At 68.1% G+C, this 4,584-nt stretch carries 7 protein-coding genes and 1 pseudogene; all 8 read left to right on the plus strand.

What is annotated here, in order from left to right:
• Positions 1 to 1,114, plus strand: a 1,114-nt coding sequence (gene tuf / locus JF886_RS13775) for an elongation factor Tu (protein ID WP_337313422.1), incomplete at its 5' end; no start/stop codon positions are given.
• 35 nt (positions 1,115 to 1,149) lie between these two features.
• Positions 1,150 to 1,470 (plus strand): 30S ribosomal protein S10, encoded by a 321-nt coding sequence (rpsJ, locus tag JF886_RS13780; protein ID WP_337313423.1) that lies wholly within the window; start codon positions 1,150 to 1,152, stop codon positions 1,468 to 1,470.
• Positions 1,463 to 2,092: a 50S ribosomal protein L3 gene (gene rplC / locus JF886_RS13785; protein WP_337313425.1), complete on the plus strand. Its 630-nt coding sequence runs from the start codon at positions 1,463 to 1,465 to the stop codon at positions 2,090 to 2,092. Before rpsJ ends, rplC begins: the two co-directional genes overlap by 8 nt.
• Positions 2,089 to 2,712 (plus strand): 50S ribosomal protein L4, encoded by a 624-nt coding sequence (gene rplD, locus JF886_RS13790; protein WP_337313426.1) that lies wholly within the window; start codon positions 2,089 to 2,091, stop codon positions 2,710 to 2,712. Before rplC ends, rplD begins: the two co-directional genes overlap by 4 nt.
• Entirely contained in the window at positions 2,709 to 3,029 is a 321-nt protein-coding gene (gene rplW / locus JF886_RS13795) for a 50S ribosomal protein L23 (protein ID WP_337313428.1), read from the plus strand. The genes rplD and rplW overlap by 4 nt, the downstream gene beginning before the upstream one ends.
• Positions 3,030 to 3,031: 2 nt before the next feature.
• Positions 3,032 to 3,856 carry a 50S ribosomal protein L2 gene (rplB, locus tag JF886_RS13800; protein ID WP_337313429.1) on the plus strand — a complete coding sequence of 275 codons (825 nt, stop codon included), beginning with the start codon at positions 3,032 to 3,034 and terminating at the stop codon, positions 3,854 to 3,856.
• Positions 3,857 to 3,860: 4 nt separating this feature from the next.
• Positions 3,861 to 4,145 (plus strand): 30S ribosomal protein S19, encoded by a 285-nt coding sequence (rpsS, locus tag JF886_RS13805; RefSeq protein ID WP_337313431.1) that lies wholly within the window; start codon positions 3,861 to 3,863, stop codon positions 4,143 to 4,145.
• 7 nt (positions 4,146 to 4,152) lie between these two features.
• Positions 4,153 to 4,479 (plus strand): annotated as a pseudogene (gene rplV, locus JF886_RS13810) (50S ribosomal protein L22); the annotation flags it as partial.
• Positions 4,480 to 4,584: the final 105 nt, after the last annotated feature.

The raw sequence follows: 4,584 nt of genomic DNA on the forward strand, positions 1-4,584 counted from the left end.
AACCCTGACTGCCGCCCTGAGCGCTCGCTCCCAAGCGAAGTTCGGGACGACGGCCAAGAACTACAAGGACATCGCCAAAGGCGGCACCGAGCGCGACGCCACCAAGACGGTGACGATTGCCGCCGCCCACGTCGAGTATGAGTCGGAAGCCCGGCACTACGCTCACGTGGACTGTCCCGGCCACGCCGACTACATCAAGAACATGATCACCGGCGCGGCCCAGATGGACGGCGCCATCCTGGTGGTGGCCGCCACCGACGGCCCGATGCCCCAGACCCGCGAGCACATCCTGCTGGCGCGCCAGGTCGGCGTGCCCTACATCGTGGTGGCGCTCAACAAGGTCGACCAGGTCGACGACGAGGAGCTGCTCGAGCTCGTCGAGCTCGAGGTCCGGGAGTTGCTCAGCAAGAACAACTTCCCCGGCGACGACACACCAATCGTCCGCGTCAGCGCGCTCAAGGCGCTCGAGGGCGACAAGGAGGCCGCCGAGGCCATCGGCAAGCTGATGGATGCCGTGGACAGCTACATCCCGGTGCCCGAGCGCCCCGTCGACAAGCCGTTCATGATGCCCATCGAGGATGTGTTCTCGATCGAGGGGCGCGGCACCGTGGTCACGGGTCGCATCGAGCGCGGTGTCGTCAAGGTCAACGAGAACGTCGAGATCGTCGGCATCAAGGACACCTCCAAGACGGTGGTCACTGGCGTGGAGATGTTCCACAAGCTGCTCGACACCGGCGAGGCTGGCATGAACGTCGGCTGCCTGATCCGCGGTGTCAAGCGCGAGGATGTCGAGCGCGGTCAGGTCCTCGCCAAGCCTGGCACGATCACGCCGCACACCAAGTTCAAGGCCCAGGTGTACGTGCTCGGCAAGGACGAGGGCGGGCGCCACACGCCCTTCTTCAACGGCTACCGTCCCCAGTTCTACATCCGCACCACCGACGTCACCGGCACGATCAGCCTGCCCGAGGGCCAGGAGATGTGCATGCCCGGTGACAACGTGGAGATGGGCATCGAGCTGATCACCCCGATCGCCGTCGAGGACAGCATGCGCTTCGCCATCCGCGAGGGTGGCCGCACGGTCGGTGCCGGCACCGTCACCAGCATCGACAAGTAGTTCACAGCACAAGGCAAAGGTACCGCCCACCGCTCATGGCACAGAAGATCCGCATCCGCCTGAAGGCGTACGACCACAGGGTCCTGGACCAAGCCGCGTCGAAGATCGTCGACACGGCCACCCGGACAGGCACCCGCGTGGCCGGGCCTGTGCCTCTGCCCACGTCCATCAACAAGTACACCGTGGTCCGCGGGCCATTCATCGACAAGGACTCCCGCGAGCAGTTCGAGATGCGCACCCACAAACGGATCCTCGACATCCTCGACCCCAACCCCAAGGTGGTCGACGCGCTCATGCGGCTCAACATGCCCAGCGGCGTCAACATTGAGATCAAGCTCGGAGACCAGCGTGGCTAGGGGAATCCTCGCCCGCAAGGTGGGCATGACCCAGATCTTCACGGAGCGCGGGACGGTGGTCCCGGTGACGGTGCTGGAGTCCGACTCCTGTCACGTGGTGCAGCGCAAGACGACGCCGGTCGACGGCTACGAGGCGCTGCAACTCGGCTTCGGCGAGAAGCTGCCGCGGCGGGTCAACAAGCCGTTGACGGGGCACTTCCGGCGCGCCGGGGTGCGCCCGCTGCGCCGGCTCATCGAGCTGCGCGACGGCGGCGAGGCCGAGCTCGGCACCCGCCTGCTGGTGGACATCTTCAGTGAAGGCGAGCTGGTGGACGTGACCGGGATCAGCCAGGGCAAGGGTTTCTCTGGCACGGTGAAGCGCCACGGCTTCAGCCGCGGCCCGGTGAGCCACGGCTCCATGAACACGCGCCAGCCCGGCTCGATCGGCTCGGTCGATGCGGCGCGAACCTTCAAGGGCGTGAAGATGTCCGGCCAGTACGGCAACGTGCGCCGCACCGTGCGCCACCTCGAGGTGGTGCGTGTCGACGGCGAGCGCAACCTGCTGCTCATCAAGGGCTCGGTGCCGGGACACAGGAACAGCGTGGTGATGGTCCGACCCAGCGAGCGCGAGGATCTGCCGTGACCGCGGTTCGCGTCGTCGACCAGACCGGCGCCGGCAACGGTGAGCTCCAACTGTCGGACGCCATCTTCGGTGCGCCGATAAACACCGCGGTGATGCACCAGGCGCTGATCCGCCAGCTCGCCAACGCGCGCCAGGGCACGCACGACACCAAGACCCGGACGGAGGTGCGCGGCGGCGGCAAGAAGCCGTGGCGCCAGAAGGGAACCGGACGTGCCCGCCAGGGATCGATCCGCTCCCCGCAGTGGACCGGCGGTGGCATCGTGTTCGGGCCGACGCCGCGCAGCTACCGCCAGGACATGCCCCGTAAGCAGCGGCGCATGGCGCTACGCAGCGCGCTGACGGCCAAGGCGCAGGACGGCCAGATCTCGGTGCTGTCCGGGTTCGAGCTGGAGACGCCGAGCACCCGCGCGGTGGTCGACCTGCTGCGCGCCATCGAGGCCGGGGCGCGGGTGCTCGTCGTCCTCGGTTCGCACAACGAGCTGCTCGAGCGCAGCGCGCGCAACCTCGCCGAGGTGCGCGTCATCCTCGCCGCCAACCTCTCGGTGCGCGATCTGCTCACCGCCGAGACGGTGCTGATGACCCGCGACGCCATCGAGCATGTCGAGGAGGCGTGGTCATGAGCGTCGGGCGCACCTCGGAGCAGGCGGTGATCGGACCGGTGGTCAGTGAGAAGTCGTACGGGGCGATGGCGGCCGGCCGCTACGCGTTCCGGTGCGCGCCGTGGGCCACCAAGATCGACATCGGTCGGGCCGTCGAGGAGCTGTTCGCCGCCCAGAAGATCACCGTGACCAAGGTCAACACCATCAACGTGCATGGCAAGATGCGGCGCCGTTCGCGGGGCCGCGCCCGGGTGGTGGGCAAGAGCCCGGACTGGAAGAAGGCGGTCGTCACGCTGGCCCCGGGGCAGCGTATCGACGGCCTCTTCGAGGGGGTGTAGCCGTGCCCATCAAGCGCTACAAGCCGACCAGCCCGGGGCGCCGCTTCATGTCGGTGAGCAGCTTCGAGGAGGTCACCAGGGGGACCCCCGAGCGCTCGCTCACCGAGCATCTCAAGAAACACAGCGGGCGCAACAACACCGGCAGCATCACCGTACGCCACCGCGGCGGTGGCCACAAGAAGCTGTACCGGATCGTCGACTTCAAGCGCAACAAGCTCGACATCCCAGGACGGGTCGCCACCATCGAGTACGACCCCAACCGCTCGGCGCGCATCGCGCTGATCAACTACGCGGACGGCGAGAAGCGTTACATCCTCGCCCCGCTGGGCCTGGCGGTCGGCGACAGCGTCATGGCCGGCACCAAGGCCGAGGTGCGGCCGGGCAATAGCCTGCCCCTGGCGAGCATGCCGCTCGGTACCACCATCCACAACATCGAGCTCAAGCTGGGCCGCGGCGGCCAGTTGGTGCGCAGCGCCGGCGGCGCCGCACAGCTGCTTGCCAAGGAGGGCGGCTTCGCCACCCTGCGCATGCCCAGCGGCGAGGTGCGCCGCGTCGACATCAACTGCTCGGCGACCGTCGGCCAGGTCGGCAACGTCGACCATGAGAACGAGACCGTGGGCAAGGCGGGCAAGTCGCGCTGGCGCGGCTGGCGCCCGTCGGTTCGCGGTATGACCATGAACCCCTTCGACCACCCTCACGGTGGTGGCGAGGGCCGCAGCGGTGCCGGTGGCCATCCGCAGACGCCCTGGGGCAAGCCGGCGCTCGGCTATCGCACCCGGCACAACAAGTCGACCGATCGGATGATCGTGCGACGTCGCAAGAAGTAGAGAGATGAGCCGATCCCTGAAGAAAGGTCCGTTCTGCGACGACCACCTCCTCAAGAAGGTGCAACAGCTCAACGCCAACCGCGAGAAGCGGATCATCAAGACGTGGTCGCGCCGCAGCGACGTGTTCCCCGACATGGTGGGCCACACCATCGCGGTGCATGACGGGCGCAAGCACGTGCCCGTGTTCATCACCGAGGCGATGGTCGGGCACAAGCTCGGCGAGTTCGCCGCCACCAGGCGCTACCGCGGCCACGGCCACCACACCGAGCGCAGCGCGGCGCTCAAGTAGCAGGAAGATGGAAGTAGTCGCAACCGCCAAATGGGTTCGCACCACCGCGCGCAAGGCACGGCTGGTGACCGCGACCGTCGAGGGCCTGCCCGTCGCCGAGGCGCTGGTGATCCTCAAGTTCACGCCGCGCGCCGCCGCGCGAGACGTCGCCAACGTCATCAAGTCGGCGGCGGCGAATGCCGAGCACAACTACAACCTCGACTCCTCGACGCTTCGGGTCGCCCGTGTGGAGGTGGAGGCGGCGGCGATCATCAAGCGCTTCCGGCCCAAGCCGCGCGGCATGTCGGGCAGCATCTTCAAGCGCACCGCGCACCTGCGCGCCTTCGTCACTGACGACGAGCCGACGCCGCGCAACCGGGTTCGCTCGAAGATCCGCATGCCCCGCACGGTTGTGACCGCGCCGGCGGCGGGGCCGTCGCGCGAGACGCCGGCGCCGCGC

The organism is Candidatus Aeolococcus gillhamiae (genome assembly GCF_016464765.1).
GTDB lineage: Bacteria > Chloroflexota > Dormibacteria > Aeolococcales > Aeolococcaceae > Aeolococcus > Aeolococcus gillhamiae.